Source organism: Paraburkholderia sp. RL17-337-BIB-A (assembly GCF_046025895.1).
Taxonomy (GTDB): Bacteria; Pseudomonadota; Gammaproteobacteria; order Burkholderiales; family Burkholderiaceae; genus Paraburkholderia; species Paraburkholderia fungorum_C.
Map to the genome: position 1 here is coordinate 547607 of NZ_JARESY010000002.1, position 19168 is coordinate 566774.

Annotated in this window: 17 protein-coding genes; 5 read left to right on the forward strand and 12 right to left on the reverse strand. The window is 58.9% G+C overall.

Annotated elements, in window-relative coordinates:
• Positions 1-416 precede the first annotated feature (416 nt).
• Entirely contained in the window at positions 417-632 is a 216-nt protein-coding gene (locus P0D84_RS23440) for a hypothetical protein (protein WP_408340849.1), read from the forward strand.
• Positions 633-868: 236 nt separating this feature from the next.
• Positions 869-2251: a sensor histidine kinase gene (locus P0D84_RS23445; RefSeq protein WP_408340851.1), complete on the forward strand. Its 1383-nt coding sequence runs from the start codon at positions 869-871 to the stop codon at positions 2249-2251.
• A gap of 180 nt (positions 2252-2431) precedes the next feature.
• Here P0D84_RS23445 and P0D84_RS23450 read toward each other — a convergent pair whose 3' ends face one another.
• Together P0D84_RS23450 and P0D84_RS23455 are read right to left on the reverse strand one after the other, a co-directional pair.
• Positions 2432-2812, reverse strand: a complete 381-nt coding sequence (locus tag P0D84_RS23450) for a response regulator transcription factor (protein WP_408340853.1) — start codon at positions 2810-2812, stop codon at positions 2432-2434.
• 341 nt (positions 2813-3153) lie between these two features.
• On the reverse strand, positions 3154-4623 hold the full coding sequence (locus P0D84_RS23455) for a class I SAM-dependent methyltransferase (RefSeq protein WP_408340855.1): 1470 nt from the start codon (positions 4621-4623) through the stop codon (positions 3154-3156).
• Positions 4624-4792: 169 nt separating this feature from the next.
• Here P0D84_RS23455 and P0D84_RS23460 point away from each other — a divergent pair, with 169 nt between their 5' ends.
• Positions 4793-4978 (forward strand): hypothetical protein, encoded by a 186-nt coding sequence (locus P0D84_RS23460; RefSeq protein WP_408340857.1) that lies wholly within the window; start codon positions 4793-4795, stop codon positions 4976-4978.
• A gap of 218 nt (positions 4979-5196) precedes the next feature.
• Entirely contained in the window at positions 5197-5970 is a 774-nt protein-coding gene (locus P0D84_RS23465) for a YkgJ family cysteine cluster protein (RefSeq protein WP_408340859.1), read from the forward strand.
• A gap of 156 nt (positions 5971-6126) precedes the next feature.
• Here the strand turns inward: P0D84_RS23465 and P0D84_RS23470 are convergent, their stop codons facing one another.
• The 9 genes from P0D84_RS23470 to P0D84_RS23510 form a co-directional block, all read right to left on the reverse strand.
• Positions 6127-6903 carry a glycosyltransferase family 2 protein gene (locus P0D84_RS23470; protein ID WP_408340861.1) on the reverse strand — a complete coding sequence of 259 codons (777 nt, stop codon included), beginning with the start codon at positions 6901-6903 and terminating at the stop codon, positions 6127-6129.
• Positions 6904-7076: 173 nt separating this feature from the next.
• Positions 7077-7709 (reverse strand): cysteine hydrolase family protein, encoded by a 633-nt coding sequence (locus P0D84_RS23475; protein WP_408340863.1) that lies wholly within the window; start codon positions 7707-7709, stop codon positions 7077-7079.
• Between the two features lie 216 nt (positions 7710-7925).
• Positions 7926-8549, reverse strand: coding sequence for a glutathione S-transferase family protein (locus P0D84_RS23480; protein ID WP_408340865.1), 624 nt, complete (start codon positions 8547-8549; stop codon positions 7926-7928).
• A 798-nt stretch (positions 8550-9347) separates the two neighbouring features.
• A complete protein-coding gene (locus P0D84_RS23485; RefSeq protein WP_408340867.1) occupies positions 9348-10643 on the reverse strand; it encodes an MFS transporter in 1296 nt (431 codons plus the stop codon).
• Between the two features lie 197 nt (positions 10644-10840).
• Positions 10841-11611, reverse strand: a complete 771-nt coding sequence (locus tag P0D84_RS23490; RefSeq protein WP_408340869.1) for an SDR family NAD(P)-dependent oxidoreductase — start codon at positions 11609-11611, stop codon at positions 10841-10843.
• Between the two features lie 10 nt (positions 11612-11621).
• Complete coding sequence (locus P0D84_RS23495; RefSeq protein ID WP_408340871.1) at positions 11622-12617, reverse strand: acetamidase/formamidase family protein; 996 nt, start codon at positions 12615-12617, stop codon at positions 11622-11624.
• Between the two features lie 81 nt (positions 12618-12698).
• Complete coding sequence (locus P0D84_RS23500; RefSeq protein ID WP_408340873.1) at positions 12699-13595, reverse strand: alpha/beta fold hydrolase; 897 nt, start codon at positions 13593-13595, stop codon at positions 12699-12701.
• A gap of 190 nt (positions 13596-13785) precedes the next feature.
• Positions 13786-14973, reverse strand: a complete 1188-nt coding sequence (locus tag P0D84_RS23505) for an MFS transporter (protein WP_408340875.1) — start codon at positions 14971-14973, stop codon at positions 13786-13788.
• Positions 14974-15701: 728 nt separating this feature from the next.
• Entirely contained in the window at positions 15702-16070 is a 369-nt protein-coding gene (locus tag P0D84_RS23510; protein WP_408340877.1) for a hypothetical protein, read from the reverse strand.
• A 473-nt stretch (positions 16071-16543) separates the two neighbouring features.
• Here P0D84_RS23510 and P0D84_RS23515 point away from each other — a divergent pair, with 473 nt between their 5' ends.
• Positions 16544-17293, forward strand: a complete 750-nt coding sequence (locus tag P0D84_RS23515; protein ID WP_408340879.1) for a response regulator transcription factor — start codon at positions 16544-16546, stop codon at positions 17291-17293.
• Here the strand turns inward: P0D84_RS23515 and P0D84_RS23520 are convergent.
• Positions 17235-18533 (reverse strand): hybrid sensor histidine kinase/response regulator, encoded by a 1299-nt coding sequence (locus P0D84_RS23520; protein ID WP_408340881.1) that lies wholly within the window; start codon positions 18531-18533, stop codon positions 17235-17237. The two genes, P0D84_RS23515 and P0D84_RS23520, sit on opposite strands and share 59 nt — an antisense overlap.
• Positions 18534-19168 lie beyond the last annotated feature (635 nt).

A 19168-nucleotide genomic window follows, 5' to 3' on the forward strand; every position in this document is an offset into this window, starting at 1 on the left:
ACACCGGTAAGGCAACTGCGGGTCGCTCTGCTGCCGTTCGCAGGTTGATGGTTTCCTATGTCAGGTCTCAAGATCAGCGAACGCGTGTTGTCGACCCCCAAGGGCCGTTCAATTGATGCCTTCGTGCGGCTGGAGTGATAGCGGAAGCGGACTATCGAAGACACGGGCGTCCCACGACGCTGAGTAGGACACTAAAACGTCGGAACATTCGTGGCTGCGAAACGCAGGTCAATGGGAAATTGTCTTTCGTCCCTTCGCGCCGGCGCACCACCTGGACAAGGGCGCAGTCGAGTCGGCCATCGCACAGCGGCGACCTCTTATAGAGCAGCCCAAGCGGGCGGCGCTGACGCCCACAGCCGAGAACACGTCGGACCGTCAGACGATGGCGAACGCCCCGCGATATCCCGAAGCGGGCCTTGACCCCACCCGTACTCGAGCAGCTCAAGCGCCTCGCGCTTGCTGGTGTCATGCGCGGCGTCGCGCGCTGGGCCGGCAATAGCGTTGAAGTCGACGCGCGCAGCAGCCCGTTGGCCGACGCGCCGTGTGCGATGGCGACGGACCAGGAGTTGCAGACCGTCATCGCCCTCATCGAGCGATGCCCCGAAACCGACCACCGGGCTCGTTTGTCCTGAGCCGTCTCGCCAGGCACGGCAACGCTCCGCTTGTAAGGGGATAGTCAACATCCCTATACTTAACCCGCTTGCCTGGTTTTCTCCCAGCCGGGAAATATACGCAAGCGTGAGTCGCCCACGCCGCACACCAGCGTGCCGATCAAACGCATCGAGCTGGAGCCGGGATGACAGACGAAAGGCGCTCGCCGCGCAAGCCCACCGTCACACTCGTTGTCGCGACCGCCGCGCTGGCGGCGGTGATCTTCATCCTCGATACGGCCACGGTGCTCGACATCGCCGTCGCGACGCTCTATGTGGTCGTCATCCTGATCGCCGCGCGCTTTTGCAAGCCGCGAAGCGTCGTGCTTGTCGGACTCGGCTGCGTGGCGCTCACGATCTTGAGCTGGGTGCTCGCGCCGCCCGCCCGCCCGAGCGCGGAGACCCTCATCAACGAGTGCATCAGCATCGTTACGATCGGCCTCGTGACGGCCCTGGCCTTGCACGCGCAGCAAACGGTATCGACGCTCCGCAATCAGGCGAATCTCCTCGACCTGACGCACGACCCCATCTTCTCGCGCGACATGGACGGCAAAATCCTCTACTGGAATCGCGGCGCCGAGGAGTTGTACGGATTCAAGGGCGCCGAGGCGCTCGGCGCTGTCGCGCACACGCTCCTGCAAACGACGTTCGTCACGCCGCTCGAGCAGATCATGACCAGGCTGCTGCGCGAAGACCGCTGGGAAGGCGAGCTCGTCAATCGAAAGACGGACGGCACGCCCGTCGTCGTAACGAGCCGCTGGTCGCTCCAGCGCGATAATGCAGGAAAACCCGCGCTGATCCTGGAGACCAACATCGACATCAGCGAACGCAAGCGCCTGGAGGACTCGCTGCAGCAGGCACAATCCGATCTCGCGCGACTGAACCGGGTCCTGGTGGTCGGCGAAATGACCGCGTCGATCGCCCATGAAGTCAATCAGCCGATCGCCGCCGTCGTCACGAGTGCGCACGCGGGCCTGCGCTGGCTCGATGCCCAGCCGCCGGCGCTCGAGGAAGTCCGGCATGCGCTCACGCGCATCGAGAAGGACGGTAGCCGGGCCGGTGAGGTGGTGAGCCGCGTGCGCGGGCTCGTCAAGAAGGTACCGCCGCGCATCGAGCGCTGGGATCTCAACGAGGCCGTCGGCGAAGCCGTGGCGCTGACGCGCGCGGAACTGCTGCGCAACGGCGTCGTCTCGCGCAACGCTCTTTCGTCTGACGTTTCCCTCGTCATGGGCGATCGTGTCCAGCTGCAACAGGTGCTGATCAACCTGATCGTCAACGGCATCGAAGCGATGACCGGCGTGCACGACAGGCCGCGCGAGTTGACAATCAGGACAGCCAGGGCCGACCCGGACACCGCCATGGTCGAAGTATGCGACACGGGCACCGGTCTCGATCCCGGGCACGTCGACCGCCTGTTCCAGTCGTTCTACACGACGAAGGCCGAGGGCATGGGCATGGGCCTTGCAATCAGCCGGTCCATCGTCGAGGCACACGGCGGATGGCTCGAAGCCGTGCCGAACGAGCCGCACGGCGCCGTCTTCCGCTTCACGCTGCCGACTAGGGAGAACGCGCAGGCGAGCGCGGAGGTGCTGCGCTCGTAGCGAGCGCGGTCTGATCGCACAGGGTGAACTCGGCCATTTTCAGGGGAGCACACGGCGAGCAGAAAACCCAGGCACGCGTGGCAGAGCAACGTCGTTACCAGGGCGCCGTGACGAGCCTCGCGAACGCCTCACGTCACGCGCCCGGCACGGGACGCAAGCGACGACGGCAACGGCTTTCGATCATGGCGTGCCGAGCACACGCGTCAGATGGCGCTCGAGCGCGGCGACGTCGAGCGGCTTTTCGAGCAGGGCCAAGGCGCCCGCCGCGGCCACCCGCGTGCGCAGTGCATCGGTTGGAAAGGCTGTCATGAGGAGCGTCGGCGGCGCAGCGCCGAGCGCGAGCAGGTGCTCAAACATCTCGATGCCCGACATGCCGGGCATGCGCACATCGGAAATCAGGCATCCCGTCGCGTCGGTGCCCGCAGGCGGCCTCGACTGCAGGTATGCCTCGGCCGAATCGAAGGTACGGGTCGGCCACCCCAGCGAGTGCACCAGGCTTTCGGTGGCCACGCGGGCAGACTGGTCGTCGTCGACAATCGAAACAAGCTGGAGAGGATCCATAGGGATCGCCTGGTGTGGGGCGTTCTCGACAGCGAAGAGCGCCAGCGTCCGAGATGAACGCTTCGCTGGGAAGCGTAGTGCCAAAACAGCCGGATTCCCATGATACAAAGGTATGGACCGGAGCAACGGCAACCGCCCCCGGAGTCACCGGGACAAGTGCCAGTTTCTACGCCGCTGCTGACCTGATGATTTGCCGCCCAGGTGCGGGCAGCGCGCAATCCGCCTGCGTCTTCGCCAGAATCATGTCTGGCGTAGGTCGCCCGAAACTATGCAGATTGCCGATTCCGCGTCGTCCGCTATCGTTCATCTACGGCCGTTGGCTTACCTACGCCGACTTCATTTCAAGCGATCTCCAGTGCCTGCAATATCGGTAGATGAATCCGGGCAAAGCGGTTCGCTTTCGCTGTCAGATCGGCCAGAGAAACCGCTGCGCCCGATGGCAGCTCTGTGGTTGCTCGCGTAGGCTGGGGAGTCGCGCGCAGCACGGACTCAGCGAACTCAGCCCATTGCGTCGGCTGCTGCATTTGATGCATCCGTGCCAGCAAGAAGAGTTGCGCTACACGCGGCACCAGGACCCCAGAACCCGAAACCGGACTCACCAGAAACTGAACTTCGTCATGATGGCGCGCCTGTTCGCAGATCGCCGCGTTCAGCTTCTTCGCCAACGGCTGGGCGGCACTGATTTGCACATCATTTTGGGCATTCAGCAACACGCCCATAGCAACCAGTAGCGTCACGGCCTTAACGATCTGCGTCAGTGTGATGCCCCGTCCGCGAACGCTGTTTTCGATATCGGACAGGGTCATCGGACGGTAGCTGTACAGCGCGTCGAGAATAGGGCCGTATTGCGATTCCGGTAACAGCGTCTCCCCCAGCGCACCGCGCACTTTCAGCACCACGGCATCTCTCGGCAGCGCCAGGATGACCCGATGGGCGCGCAGTTTCGCGTCCCGCTCGTCGTCACTGAGCGTCCGTGGGGCCTTGATCCAGTAATCGCGCCGCAACGACCGGTTCACGCAGAAATCGCGCACCGTTTCTCGCAAACTCGTATCCGCAATGTCCGCTAACAAAGCGCGCTGCGCCGGGGTGAGGTTGATCTCATCGACGTGATCGCGATAGTCCGCAGATCCCCCATAAGTCAAACCCGCCGCAACAAGCGACGAGGCGACCTGCGAGAAAGGCATGGGGTGCCAGTCACGGTTGAAATACTCATGCGCGAGATAATTAGGATTCTCCCCGGACAACGCGTCGACGCGCTCGGCAAGCAGTGGGTTAACCAGTGCATAGCCCGGCTGCGTCGCAAATACGGCCCGCGCAAAATCGACGGCGGCTTTAATGCGCACTTGCGTGCGCTCTTCGGCGCCCGTGTCGTCGTGCGGCTCGGATACTGAACCGATTTGAAAATGCCGCTGCATCAATTCGCGCACGGGCAGCATCGCGGCCCATCCGGGCTGGGTGTTGTAGCTCAGATACAGCACGCCACCGGCCTTGAGCTTGCGGCGTATGAATTCAACAATCAGCGCACGATTTTCGTCGGAAATCCAGCTCCAGATGCCGTGCATGCCGATGAAGTCGAAATCCGGTAAATTGTCGCGCCGGCAGAACTCGGAAAAAGGCTCGCCGAACAATTGCGCCTGCGATTCGGCACTGTCCGCAAGTCGTCGGGCGAAGTTCGCGTGAGGCGAGTGGAAGTCGGTGCCGTACCATCGCGTAGGGGACCCGGCAGCGTGGATATTTACGCTCACGCCGTGGCCAAAACCGAGCTCGCAAGCGGTATGTACAGTTGGCAAGGCAAGTTCAGCTTGCAGCAAGGGAAGTTTCAGCCGTAACGGATTCAGCTCGTCGCAATAGCCGAATGTGTATGCAATCTCATCAACGTAATTTCTGTCCGACTCACTCACGTTTTAGCTCTCGTTCTTTGCGCGGATACCCGCATTGGCTCCGCAGATTGCCGAGCACGATACCGGTGGGTGACATGTAATGCAAAGCATCCTTGATGCGGGCTTGAGCCTCGAATCTGACGCGACCTTCAGCGTGCTGAGCCGGGAGCGCAATCGCGCCGAAACGAGGAATGCCTCGCCAGTACGCTGGAAAAGCGTCGCCGAACGGGTGAACGGACGCGAGGTCGGCATACCGTGCCAGGCTGCCGGAGAATTCACACAATGACCGCAAATTATTGTTTCGCGCATTCACTCCCGCGCGAACACGACCGGCGTTCGCAAAAAATAAGCGAGTTGCCTGTCAGATCAACCGCTTTCAAGCGACTAACCCCGATTCCTTGAGCTTGGCGGTAGCCACAAGGGAGGGCGGAAGCCCTCGTGTGTGCCTGTCAGGCGTGAAACTGGACAATCGGAACGCGTCGCGCGACGCAAGGACTATTAGGCATGAATATCGATTTTGGGTGCACGATGTGTGGCAAGTGTTGTCACGATCTGCGTTTGCCGTTGACCGTGACGGAGGCGGTTGCGTGGCTGGAGCGTGGCAACGACGTGCAGATTCTCTGCGACGCGTCGCCGTGGCTCGAAGAGCCACCTGAGGACAACCTCCAGGCGGCGCATCGACGTCGTCGTTCGTTTGCCGCGATGAGTGGGTCGTTGCCCACGAGGGTCGTGGTCATTCTGGTGGGTGCGTATGCGGGCCCATGCCCGAATCTCCAACCCGACATGCGCTGCGGTATCTATGAGCAAAGGCCTCTGGTGTGCCGAATCTATCCGGCGGAAATCAGTCCATTCGTCGAACTGACGCCGATGCACAAGGGCTGTCCGCCTGACGCCTGGACGCCTGGATTGCCGCCGCTGCTGCGAGCTGGCAAGCTGGTCGACGCGGGCATCCTGTCGCTGATCCAGCAGTCGCGCGATACCGACGCGAACGATGTCCCCATCAAGCAGCAGGTGTGTGCGTTGCTGGATATCGATCGCACTGCGATGTGGAATGAAGGCTTTGTCGCCTATTCGCCTGATCGCGTCGATCTTCTCGCAGCGCTACGTCAGGCTAGCGGCGAACCCGCTGTGCCCACGCTGTCATCAATGTGGCGTTTCATATCCAACCGCCGAACGATGGTCGATACACTTGTGTCGGCTGGGGCGCTCGGTTCTCTCGTCTATGCGAACAGTACTGCGGACTTCGAATACCTGGGGTTTTTCGCGGCATCTGAGTAAGGCCGCCTCCGGCAATTTATACGCATCGAGCAATTGCGCCCGCGATTTGCCGGGTGAGGCTCGGGTTGACGCAGATGCCATACCATCTCGTCGCCGATTCGGCCGCGTATCCGCCACCACTATGCGCAACGGTCGACGACTTTGCGTCCGACTTTCTCAATTCGCATTAGTCAGGGAATTGATCAGCAGAAGCGCCTTGCGATATTTACGGTGTGTGTATGTGAAGGCGTACAGCGCCAATATGAAACCAACTCGACCATCGCGCCAATTTCCACGACGGATATACCACTTTCCGAATGCCCCGACTGGACTAATCCACTGCTTAAGCCAAAGTACGCCAATCCACCTCCCTTTATCGAGTAAATCGGCTGCGGCCAGGTCGGTGTATAGATCAATTTTACGCATCAGCTCGGCGTTGGTCTCAAAGGTATGGTGGACCAACGGGGATTCGATGCGCCCAGCACTTTCATAGCCGATAGGAGTTTCGTGAACACTGTGTTCAGAAAAATCAATTTTATCTCGCTTACATATGCGAATGGGGTAATCAGGGCAACTAGCAGGCATGAGAGCGTGGACAACCCTGCCCCTTACCACCCAATCGCGGCGAACAGAATAGGCATCGTGCGAAAACCCCGACACTTTTAGCGCCAGTACCTCATCAATCAGTGCGTCGCTGGCGATCTCATCGCTATCGAGAAACATCACAGTCTGATGTAAACATAAGCTGTGGGCAAAAAGTCGCTGGGCGCGAAAATTGTCAAAGGTGCGGTGCGCTATTCGAGCACCGTATTTGGTAGCAATCGCGAATGTTGCGTCGTCGCTGCCGCTATCTACAATTAGCAGATCATCCGCCACGCGCTTCGCGGCCGCGAGGACCTTGTCTAAGTGCCGTTCGCTATTGCAAGTGAGAATATATATCGAGAGAGGTGTCAACCTTTTACCAACCTAACGTCATTTACAAAAAGTCGCATCATTTCATAGCACCGCGAGATTCGTCGGTCGTGTTACCGTTCTAGCCGGATTTCCCAATTCCCCGTGCGACCACGGCCTGCCGATGAAATTGTCGGCATCTGCCGCGAAATCTTGCGCGGCAGGACGATCAAGAGTCAAAACAGGACCATGTCGGAGCGCGTCACACTCATATTCTTCGCGACGCTGGCCGGTGCGTTTGACAGAATCCATACCGCGGACAGTTCGGCGAACGGGTCCGGGGCCGAGAGTGTGTCGACCGGCACCGCCGCTTTGAAGCCGCGCAATGATGCGGCGGTTGCGGTGTAAAGGACCGCGCCTTGCGCGACGGTTCCGGTGACGATTACGGTACGGATGTGTTTCGCCTCGAGTGCAGCTTCCAGATTGGTGCCAAGAAACTTGTCGACGCCCGAGTGCACTACCGTCTCCCCACCCTTGGGCGCAAGCATTGGAGGCACCGACTTGACCGACCCCGTCGGGGTCGTGCTATAGACGACCATCATCTTGTGCCGGCGCGCAGCGTCGAGCAATGCGGCGACCTTCGGTAACGAGGCGAAACAAGTCGGTCGCTGCGTCGTCGTGCAATTGCCAGTGTCGAAATCGAGCACGAGCAGCGCGGTATGGGCGGGATCGACAGTTACCGAGGTCAGATGCGGCGACGCCGGTAGATGCACCGAATTCCAGGACGTAACAATGTCATCCGCCTGCGCCAGGCCGCCGAACAGCGGGACAAGCGCGACCGCATAGCGCAGGATACGAGAGCAACGCATGGCACCTCCTTCTATACGAGCCAAAACGATGGTGGCTCTGTTTAAGTTGAAACGAAGCAACGACGATGTTGGATGCTACGACGAACCCGATGTAGCTTGGCCACCCGGCAACCGACGACCTCTTCGAGCGAACAGCCGCTTTGAGCATCAAATAACGGCAATGAACGCCTTAAGCCCCAATGACAGCATGGTGCCCTGATGGTTTCGAACTTAGGCTTAGGCAGCCGCGATGCTGGGCCGCGCTCCCACGCGGGCGCGCCAGTCCTTCAGATTTGTAAGGGTGTCGGGCACTTCGATCTTGAGGAAATCTGCGAGGCTTAATCCGGCGAACGCGGTGATGTCGACCATAGAGAAACTATCCCCTGCAAGATACGGTTGCCCGCTCAAGACGTGGTTCAGATAGTGCAGGCCGGCAATCCCGCGCTTGAGGCTTCGCTCGCCCCATTCGCGGTTCTGGTAGAGCTCGATCTTTTCACCCAATCCTGGCGTGGCGTGATGAAAGTAGGTCCCTAGAGCATCCATCAATTCGACTTCGGCCCGACGCTGCATCATGTGAATGATTGCGCGTTCCTTACCGGTACGGCCAGTGAGTGTCGGCTCGCCGTCCAGGTGGTCGAGGTACTCGGTGATCGCCGTGCATTCGGAGATCGTCGTGCCATCATCGAGCTCAAGCACCGGTACCGCGCCTGACGGATTTTTGGCAAGAAACTCCGGAGTTCTATGTGCGCCGCCAGGCAGATCGACCTGAACGAACTCGACGCGGTTGGTAAGACCTTTTTCGGCAATCGCGATACGAACGCGGGCGGGATTGGGAAAACCTTTGAAATCGTAAACCTTCACTTCTAATACTCCGGAACTTGAAATTGGTAAGTAAGGTCGATGCAAGTAAGGTCGATGCAAGTAAGGTCGATGCAAGTAAGGTCGATGCAAGGATGAGTGCACTTTTAGCGCCCGCTTTGAGTCTACCTATTTCTTCCCATGCATGCGTGCCGCAGAAGTCGGCCTCAGAGAAGGCGGCCAATGGAACGGCTACTCGCTGCTGGACATGAGGTGATTGAACGCGGCGCTTCGATCAGCCTATTGCCGGTTGTGACAGATCTTCGAGCGTTTGGCTGTGGGACCGAATAGGAAAGTCCGGCTTGTCGCAACTCACCGATAACTATCGAATCCATTTCACCGTTCAGCGAGGTGTGACGAAACGCCGCCGGCGAGTTGCCCCCATTTCCTTGATCTGGCGTTTTCATCTAACCTGCTTTTTCACTCCGAGTAGAGCAGCCGCTCTGTCGCGTCAGTTACCGAGGCGCTTGTCGAGCCTTCCTGAAGAAATGTTTCTTTCGGTTCTCGTACTTGCTGATCTGATCACAATAGCTCGCCTGCTCTTCGGGCGCGGATGAACCCAGCAGCGATAGATACGCCGATGCCGCGGCTCCCGAACAGTCCGCCACGACGAAGAGCTTTCGACTGCCTATCACCGACGTAATTATCGCAAGCGAAATAGCGACATTGATTAGCGCGAGTGCCCGACAAACATGTGCTGCGGATGCTCCGACCGCACACGGCCTATGGGATAGAGGCCGATGCTGTCGCACAGCATGATTCGACGCGCGGCGGGGAGGGGGAGATCCGGCCGCGCAGCGATTACACCATCACCTTCTTCTCATAGTTAATCGAAACCGAGCAAATAAACAGGCCGATACCTGCTCCCGTGAATACCATCAGCGCGATAAAATAAGAACCGGTCAGTTGAACAATCAACCCGATCGCCAACGGCACCACGACGCCACCGACCTGGCCGCCCAGATTCATCACCGAACCGAGCAAACCGCTCCTGCGACGCGTCGTCAGCATCGCCGGCATACTCCAGTACAGCCCGGTCCAGCGCTGGAAGAACAGCGTGATCGACAGGAGAACTACCGTCACTACTGGCCCTGTCGTGAACGCAACAGAAAATATTGCAACCGTGGTAACCGCTGATGCAACGCCTAAAAGTGTGCGCATGACTTTATTCGGCGCCATGCCGGACGACATCAACTTGTCGGCAGACCATCCGCCGAACAGATCGCCAGCGAATCCGGTCATAAAGATAACGAACGATGCACCACCCATCTGGCGAATATCAAAACCGTGTACCTTGCTCAGATAGTTCGGCATCCAGGTCAGGAGGCCGAAGAAGACGACGTTCGAGAACATGTAGCCCAAAAACATCAACCATGGCGTACGGTGCTTGAGCAGATTGATAGCCTGGGCAGGCGGCAGGTTCGCTTCGTCGTCGATATCCGACTGGTTGGCAAGCTCGATGTATTCCGCTTCGGCTTGACTCACCCCGCCGTGGTCCCGCGGGCTGTTTCGAATAAAACGCCACGCGAACAGACCAGCCAGAATGGTAACGACACCCGTCACGACAAACGCCAACCGCCACGATCCCGTCCAGCCAATCAACGTAGCGATAATAAGCGAGCCGATTGCCGCGCCAAGCGGCGCGCCACCGTCGAGCAACGCCGCGCCCCGGCCGCGTTCATTGGGCGTCAACCATATGCCGTTGAGCTTGCCGCTCGAAGGGTTCAGCGGCGCCTCGGCCAGCCCCAGGCCAAGACGCGTCAGGATCAACCCGGCGGTGTTCGTGCAAGCTGCGACGAGCGTCTGACATACACCCCATATAACGGTTGCCGTCGCAATGACCACACGCGGCTTATAACGGTCCGCGAGCATGCCGCCTGGGATCTGCATCAGCGCATATGACCAAAAAAACATGCTCATGATGAGTCCCTGCAGTGCAGGAGACAGATGGAACTCCGTCGCGATCAGGGGCATGGCAACTGAGATCGAGGCGCGATCCAGATAATTCAGCGAGACTAGACTTAATATAACGAAAAATATTTTCCAACGAACTGCCGTTTGAGCTTCGACCACAGCGATGTGATTAGTAGTTGCCATCTTATTCTGACCTGAATTGATTCAGCGATGAACTTGCCCTAATCGGAACAGCGGCTGGTACCGTACGCCCGTATGCACTGCATGTGTGGCGCTCAAAGCGCAGCGCCGCACGGCTTGCACGACGGAGCGGGACAGCACTCGACGCACGCCCCGTCGTCCTCGACAGCAGCCGAAAGGCAGCCGCCAACGCCCTGCAACTACAATTGCACGCCGCGTGTCAGTGCGCCGTCCACTACCACGTTTGCGCCGCTCATGAAGCTCGCCGCCGGGCTCGCCACAAACGCGACGGCATTGGCGATCTCCTGCGGCCGCGCCATGCGCCCCGTCGGATTGAGCGCGAGTGCTTCAGCGAACAGCTTGGGATCGTTGCGTTCGATGCTGTCCCAGACGCCGCCGGCAAAATAGACGTTCCCCGGCGACACCGTATTCGCGCGAATTCCCTTGGGCGCAAGCTGATACGCAAGGCCCTGCACGTAGTGAATCAGCGCTGCCTTGAACGTACCGTACGGGCCAGCCGCAAAATCGATCTCACGTCCGGACACGCTGGAAATCGCGATAATCGACGCAGCACTACTTTTCTCGAGATACGGCATCGCCGCATCCACCAGATTGACGGTGCCCATCAAATCGGTCTCGAATTCCTTGCGCCACGACTCCTGGTCGTTACCGATCGAGAGTGCACTCACATTGGCAATCACGATGTCGAGGCCGCCCAACTCAGCGGCGACTTCGGCAGTCCAGCGCTGCAGCGCCGGTCCATCGGAAACATCCACCGCGCCCCCGATCGCGCGCGTACGACCCTGCGTCGATGCAGCGATTTCGTTGGCCGTCTGCGCAACTGCCGCGCCGTCCCGTGCGCATATGGCAACGTCGGCGCCCTCGGCCGCCAGGGTGCGGGCGATCGCGAGGCCGATACCCTTGGTGCCCCCGGTGACGATCGCTTTCAAACCGCTCAATTTCAGGTCCATGCGAGTCTCCTTAAATGGCCGGTGCGAGGTACTGCTTGCTGATCGCCGCGCCGACCGAATACTTCGGATCGACGAAGTTTCCAAGGCGGACCTTGCCGCACTGGCTGAGCATCATGTAGGCATCCCACCGCTCATAGCCATATTCCTGTTCAAGCCAGAGCACCAGTTGGGTATAGGCGATACGGGTGGCGTCCTCGAGCGGACGTGCGCTACCGATCGCCATCAGCAACGCCTCGGTTTCGAGGCGTGGCCAGTCGATGTGCCAGCCCTTGATCAGGTCGACGTGAATGGTCGTGGTGCTCGCATATTCGACTGCCGTGCCGCACACTTCGCCGTCGCCCTGGCAAGCGTGCGCATCGCCGATGAACAGTCGCGCGCCGGGCGAGCGCACGGGCAGATAAGTGATGCTGCCGGGCCCCATGTCAGGCACATCCATGTTGCCGCCGTGGTTGTCCGGCGTGAGCGAATTGATCGAATCGATTTCCGGTGAAACGCTGAGCGTCCCGATGTGAGGCCGGTACGGTAGCGTCACGCGCTTGCTCCAGTACACACCGTTTTCGTCGACGTCGATCTTGCGGGTGATTTCCGGTAGCGGTTCGTTCAGCGTCGCCGTGTAATCCGTGCCCGTCAGCGCACCGAAGCGCGGAATCAGGCAACACGTACCCCGCGGATTGTCACCACGCGGCAACATCGACTCGATGTACACGGCCACCACATCGCCCTTCTCGGCACCGTCGATCATGATGGGGCCGTTTTGCGGGTTGAGAAACGGAACCTGCAAATTCTTGCTCGGCAAATCCTGTTCAGTTCGAATCTTGCCGTCGAATGCGTCGCGCGTTTCGACGATTACACGGTCGCCCGGCGCAATGTGCAACACCGGATCGGAGTACGGCCCCATGGTGTAGTGAAATTTGCCCTGACGCGCCTCTGTCAGTTCGTGAGTATCGCGAACCTCGCCACGCGCGACGCCGCGGGTGTACATGATTGAATTCTCGAGCCACTTCATGACGTTTCCTCTAAGAGTGTATGAGTATGTAGCAGAGCTTATGCAGGTGCCTGCGACAGAAGACACCGTACCCGGTGCCGTTTATCGCGCGGCCTGATCCTTCGGCTCGATGAGCAGCCCCGGCTTCGTCGAGCGGGGGTCGCGCAGGCCCCAGCGCCCGAGTTCCACCGCCGTGAAGAAATCCAGCAGTGCCCGGTTGAACACTTCCGTATCTTCAAGATTGTTGGTATGGCCCGCGCGCGGTACCACCAGCAAGCCCGCACTCGGGATGGCGCGCTTCATCAGGAGCGACGGCTCCAGGCACGCCTCATCCTCATCGCCGCATACGATAAGCGCGGGCACAGTGATGCGCTGCATTTCTTCAACGAGCTCCCACAGTGCCGGCCGCTCCTTCATTACGCCGCGCAACGTGTTGATCGCACCGAGCGCGGAGTGATCTTCCATCTGGCGGGCGAATTCAGCCCAACCGCGTGGATCCTTATTCTGATACGGCACCCTGTTCGGGCTGATCGTGTAGCGCCTGGCCGCCTGGGCCATCTCCTGTTCGAACAGCGCCGCGGATGTTTCGATCTCATCGTGGAACTGCTGCTTCATGCCAGGCTTGGCACCGTACCCGCATCCCGCAATCACGAGCGCGCGTACGCGCTCCGGATATGCAATGCCAACGTGCAGGGTGGCAAAGCCACCCATCGACAACCCCACGACGTGGGCGCGATCAATCTTGAGATGGTCGAGTACGGCGATCACGTCATCGCGTGCGCGTGCCTGTGAATAACGCGATACATCTTCCGGCACCCTCGATGGAGGATACCCGCGCGCCGAAAACGTAATGCAGCGAAAGTAACGCGAAAAGAACCGCATTTGGGGTTCCCAACTGCGCCAGTCGCCGGCAAATTCGTGCACGAAAATCAAAGCATGACCACTGCCGGCTTCTTCGTAATAGAGTTCAACGCCGTCGTTCGTTGTTGCGTAGGGCATTTCGTATTTCCTTTGCGTGAAGCACAACCAGACTGATTCCGCTCGAGGCGGCTGAGACAGTTCGTATCGATGTTCACCGCACCAAAAGCGTGCACCTCACGGGCTGTCTCTTACTCACTGTTTGTGAGCCGTTCCAATATATATAGGAATCTCAAGAAGCGCTGGTGATCCTGGGTCCTCCTCGGCGCTGTCACTTCGAACGCCACGTCAACCCGACAAAGATCAAGGCAACGCCCGAGCCGAGAAGAAACAGAAAGGCGGGCGTAAATGAGCCGTGCGCAAAATCGACTAACAACCCGATCACCGCCGGCGCGACCGCTGCGGCGACTTGTCCGCCAAAATTGATGATGCCCGAGCCGGTGCCAACCATTTCATCCGGCAAGTGTGTGAGCGGTATCGCCCAGACGGTACCGTAGACAATGGTGGAACCAACCATACTGAGTGTCCAGAAAGTAAGGACCATGGTTAGCGATGCGCTCATGGTCATCAAACCCAGGAACACGACGATCCAGACGCCGCCGATCGCGAGGAACAACCGCTCCCGACCGTAACCAAACTTATCTAGCATCCAGCCTACGATGTTCAGGGAAACGAATGCGACGATATACGGCACAGTTGAGGCGAAGCCGGCATGGACCACGTCGATATGGCGCGTCTTCACAAGAAACGTGGGCATCCACGAGATCAGACCGATCAGCACGGTGTTGCTAAAAAAGTAGATCAGTGTCGTTTTTCGCATTAAGGCCATGCGTAACAACGGGCGGAACTTGGGTTCACGCTGAGCGCCGCTGTTTCGATCCCGAGGCCGCACTTTCCCGATTGCGAACCAAAGCACAAGTGCCATCGCAATCCCGATAAATCCAAGGACATGGTAGGCAACTCGCCATCCGTAGTTGTGTATGAGCGCCGCTATCGAGCCGGTGCCCAATGCGCCTCCGATGAATATTGCGCCCGTCACGACGGCCTTTGCCCGAGCTCGCTCCTTCTTTGGAAATACCTCGGAAATCGCGACCGAGCTTGCTGGATTGAATGCGCCTTCTCCAATTCCAAACAGAAAGCGGACCACGAGAAGCACACCAAGGGATCCGGCCAAGCCCGTCATACCTGTGAAAACTGACCATGCAGCGACACAGCCAACGAGCACGCCTCGCGATCCGAAACGGTCGGAAAGCCACCCTCCGCCCAGTTGCATCAACGCGTAGCTGACGTAAAACGCGCTCAGCACATAGCCCGCCGACTGCGCATCCAGTCTGAACTCCTGTGTGATCGGAATGATCGCGATAGTCATCGCGATACGGTCGGCGTTTGCCAACATCCACGAAAACAGCAGACTGACGAGAACCAGGAGCTTGCGCTCCCGTGAATACGCGGTCGTCATCGTTTTGTGAACGCGCCCAAACTCGCTCGGCGCGGCAACCGATGCTGATGAGGACGTGGGAATGCTCTTTATTTCAGTATCGAAAGGACGTGCCATGGGACACCAAGCTTAGAGTTAATGTGGCACTAGCGATTAAATTAGATCGAGCGCGAGATTTTTGAAGGTGTCAATCGAACGATGAAACTGCTCTTCTTCTATATATTTAGTCGGCATGTGAGCGCATGAGATATGGCCGGAGCCATAAATCAGGCGGGCGCAAGCCTGGAATACTCCGAGGCCTCGTTGCGCCGCCCGGAGGCGGATACACAACACCCCAAAATCCATTGGAGGCCTTCACAAGGTAATGCTCATCATCAAGCTCGGGAGGAGGCGCCTCCATCTTGATCGTCAGCTCGACGCCATGCGCGGTTGCCGAATCGCGAATTTCCTTCATTACAATTTACGCATAGAAAGTTCCGAATAAAGATGGCACCGGTGTGAATATGGTTTTGCAAAAAATTCGCGTCAAGACGAAATATTGGATTCGACTGTTCGAATTTTTGCGTGCATCCGGTCAACCAAAAAATTGGCTGGGGTGCACCGTCGCTTCGCATGCCATGGACCGAGCGGTGACAGAATGCCTGCACGCGCAAATGACATGTGCGAAATGCGGCGAGACTTTGGGGCGCCGAATCAGCAGCCAGGAACCTGCGCGATGACAGTGACTGCGGGCGACGCTGGCACTGCGCCTAACCGCGTCCGCTTCCGCCATGGGCGGCTCCGCTCATGTGTCCTATCTCGGCGCATCCCATTGCGCCGAAGCCCGGACGCCCGCTATCGAACTGTGCGCGACCGAAGCCTTCAGGGCCGATTCCCCCGAACCGGCTCAATCCGACGCCCGGAACCGTATGCGATCCGACGAATTGTCGCGGCGACATCGCAGGCAGATACGTGTGCGCCGCGCCGTACATGCCGCGCATGTCGTAAGCGCCATGCTGAGGATTGAAACCTTCGTTGCCGTGAAAGAAGTGATTGGCGTCGATGAGGCTGCGGTTGTGCCATACATACTGGCTCAGCGAACGCGTGCTCTCGACCCTGAGCCGCCATTGGGGACCCACATGAGGTCAATGGCCGCTTCCGAGGTCCAACGGCCATCCGTGGTACTACGGCGGCCGGCACGTTGTCGGCCTAAGCTGACGCTGGGCCGGTCCGGGTTCCACGTCGGCAATGCCGCGGCGGATTGCTGACGGTGGTGTCAGTGAGTAGTGGGACGGCAGTTTCCTGCATCAGCGAACTCACGCTCCCGACCCGCTGCAGCCCTCCAATCTCGCGCAACCTTAACGGTTCCTTTCAAGGTACTCCGGCCGTTCGCCGCCAGGGGCTCATCGCCGTTTCCAAGGCGCCGTGTTCATTCCGGTACGCTTGATTCGTCTAATGATGGGCGAAAACCGCCACTTTTGAGGCGACGCCATGTATCTCAGCCGCCACTGTGTACTATCTGACCAGAACACATCGGACGATTGCTACGGATGTAGCATCATCCGCTGTGTAATTGCAGCTTGCCTCGAAAGCGGTCCTCGGAGACGATGAGATGCGCGTACTGATCGTCGATGACCACGAGCTGTTCAGAGCCGGATTAGCGCTTCTACTGAGACAGCTCTTTCCGAGCATTGAGTTGCTGCACGCGAGTACGTTGTCGCAGGGCATGCATCATGCGCTCGGCGAGTTCCTGAACATCGTTTTTCTCGATCTCGATCTTCCCGACGGTCACGGTTGCGACGCGCTTGCCGAATTGAAGGAGTTGCGACCGTCGTTACCGGTGATTGTGATATCGGCCGATGAGAGCGTGGAAACCATCAGTCGGTGCATCGAACTTCGCGCCATTGGATACGTACCCAAGTCGTCACCTCCTGAAGCACTTCATGCGGCGATAAGCGCAGTGTTTGCCGGGGGCGTGTTTCTGCCCGCCGCCAGCATCGCGAGGCTCAGGCGTGACATGGGCACGGACGAGGCTCCGGTAAGTGGGCCTAAGAACGCACAGCCGAGCGGTAATTCGGAAATGAGCAGCGCATCCGAGCTGGGACTCACGCCGAGAGAGTTCGAAACGTTGGCGTGGCTAGTGCGCGGGCTTCCATCCAAGGCGATTGCGCTGAGAATGGGGCTCGAAGACATTACGGTACGAAAATACGTCAGCCATCTGCTCGCGCATTTCAATCTGCGACGCCGTACGGAACTCATCGTCATGCTGGCGGATAAAGGGATCAAACTCGGCGTCCCGCCAGTCACGGATCCCGCACATGATCGAAGCCCGTCAGCCGTTGGGCAGCAACGAACCGACTGACTTCAGCGAGCGTGCTTTCCGGCGCGGAAGACTTCCGCAACAGCACGAACGGCTCGGCGAAATCGCGAAGTGCGTGCGGAGACACCAGTTCGCCAGTGATGAATGCGACGGGAAGCACGCCCGCCCAGGCGAAATGCTGCCTGATCCGTTCGGCGACCTCAATGCCAGTCGGCCCGTCGCGCAGCCGGATATCGGTGACAATGATGTCGGGTGCGCGGCCATCGTCGGCGAGAATCGCTTCGAATCCCTCCATTGACTCGGCAGTATCCACCAGTGCGCCAGCACTGAGGAACAGTCGGCGCAGGCCCTCGAGAACAGTCGGTTCGTCGTCGCAAAGCAGGATGTATTTGCCCTTAAGGATGGATGTGCACTTGCCGTCCGTTCGATCGTCCGTCTCGACGACAGGTATCATTTTCGATATCGGAGCGTACAGGGAAAAACGTGACCCGCGCCCTTCGACCGACCAGAAACGCATGCTGTGCTTCGGCAGAATTCCAACAACCCGATTGACGATAGACAACCCAAGTCCAAGGCCTTTCGACCGGTCGCGGCCAGGATTGTTAATCTGATAGTACTCGGCGAATATCGCATCTCGATGCGCGGGCGAGATGCCGACACCTGTGTCCCACACGTCGATGCGAAGCCGTTCCCCAATCAGCACCCAGCCGATTACGACTCCCCCCGCGGAGGTGTTCTTGATCGCATTCGATACAAGATTGGACAATGCCCGCTTGAACAGGGAGCGGTCGCTTTCAATGGGTGGAGGGTGGCGCCGACGCTCGCTGATTCTCAACTCGATGCCCCGCGATCTCGCCGGCTCGAGGTATTGCTCGAAGACCTCCATAAGCACGGTCTGCGTATCGACTGGCGCCAGGTGCGGGACGTATGAGCCCAGTTCGCTATAGTCCTGAATGTCCTTGAACATGTCGAGGATGTCGCGTGCCGTTTCCTCGATGACGTCGAGATCATGGCTTGCGGCGTGTTCATCTTCGAGTTTTATCCGTGCGCTGCGGATAAAGAGGTTAATTGCGGCGAGAGGCTGCTGGATATCGTGGTAGGCCGATGAAAAGAACCGCTCCTTCTCTCTGACGACTTCTCTCATGCGTTCATTTTGTTGCTTGATCACGCGGGAAGCGGCGTCGACTCGTGCCTTGGCTGCGCGCAACGTCCGCCGGAACACAAATTCGCGCCGGGCAGCGAGTTCAAACTGAATGCAGACGACAATGCCGGCGAGATACATGAGAGACACCGTATTTCCGCGGGAAATCCAGGACACCGAGTGAAACCTCGGCGTGGAAACATTACTCCGCAGCCAGAGGTAAATGGCAAGACGGAAGGTTACAACGCATAGGCCGAATAACCATGCTGCCGTGATTGCGCGGAGTCGGAACGATGTGAATATCAGGAAAGTGATAAGAAAATATTCGGGGAAAGTTTCCTCGAAGACCCATCTCGCCGGGTAAACGTTCATCAACTCCAATTGGGCGAACCAGCAACTCAGTATCACTACACAAAGTAATATGACGGACCGGCGCTCGTCAAAGGCGCGTGGTCCCCACATCAACCATGACGCCAGGACCATACCCACGGCACCTGCGAGTCGCACATAGCCAACGTGGAGGAGGATGCTGGGATCAAGCGTGTTCAGCAGCCACCAGTCACGCCAAACAAACACGATCCATATCAGTATGAGGCTGGCGCCAGCCAACCTGCGTTGGCCCGCGTAGCGGCGTGCATAGTCCCTACGGAACGCACGCTCCATCGCCGCCGACCTGAACTTGCGTACTACGAAGCCTGGCGATCTCATGGGCTGCTTGATCCGGAAAGCCACCGTGGACGAATAGTGCGCGACATCGAGAGGCTGTATCGGCGCAC